The 512-nt window shown below is 55.5% G+C and carries 1 protein-coding gene and 1 pseudogene; both read right to left on the bottom strand.

Features of this window, described 5'->3' with window-relative positions; translation table 11 throughout:
* Window positions 1-333, bottom strand: a 333-nt coding sequence (locus tag OKC40_RS23050; RefSeq protein ID WP_270797073.1) for a type I restriction endonuclease, incomplete at its 3' end; no start/stop codon positions are given.
* Window positions 330-512: pseudogene (locus OKC40_RS23045) on the bottom strand (VWA domain-containing protein); the annotation flags it as partial. The gene OKC40_RS23050 and the pseudogene OKC40_RS23045, both read right to left, overlap by 4 nt.

The following is a 512-nucleotide window of genomic DNA, read 5'->3' as shown; positions in this document are numbered from 1 at the left end:
AACAAACTCGGTGACGGATATGCCATAGAGCAAGTGGTTATAGAGCCGCTCGTTGGCCGCCTGCAACCCTTCATTCAGGGCCGGGCTGCACAGTTCGCTCACCAGATTGTCCACCGATTTGGCCGACAGTGGATAGGTCTTGCCCGCAAACACAAAGGTGCGCTCGGCCAGCACGCTGCGCAGTTGTTGGCGCAGCACCACCTGATCGGCCTTGTTATCCCGTGCCGCCAGCGCCTGTTCGGGGGAGAGGAAAGTCCAGCCCAACTGGGTCAGCAGGGTCAGGGCCGGGATCTTGGCGCTGTACTCTTCTTGAAATTTCGGCAAGGCCTTCATAACGGGGATGCCTCAAACTGGTTGTCAATTTTTTGCTGAAAGCCGATCAACTCATGAATGGTACTCGTCGTCGGGTTATACACCCACTCATGATCAAAGAGACTCTTTAGCCGCTGAACCATATAGGCAGAGCCGACCACCAGAGAGTAAAAGCGGTTACCCTTACCACGCTGTTGCTC

This window comes from Aeromonas sp. QDB11 (assembly GCF_027705265.1).
Taxonomy (GTDB): Bacteria; Pseudomonadota; Gammaproteobacteria; order Enterobacterales; family Aeromonadaceae; genus Aeromonas; species Aeromonas allosaccharophila.
The sequence above is the reverse complement of the archived record's forward strand: the minus strand, read 5'-3'. Positions and strand labels throughout refer to the sequence as shown.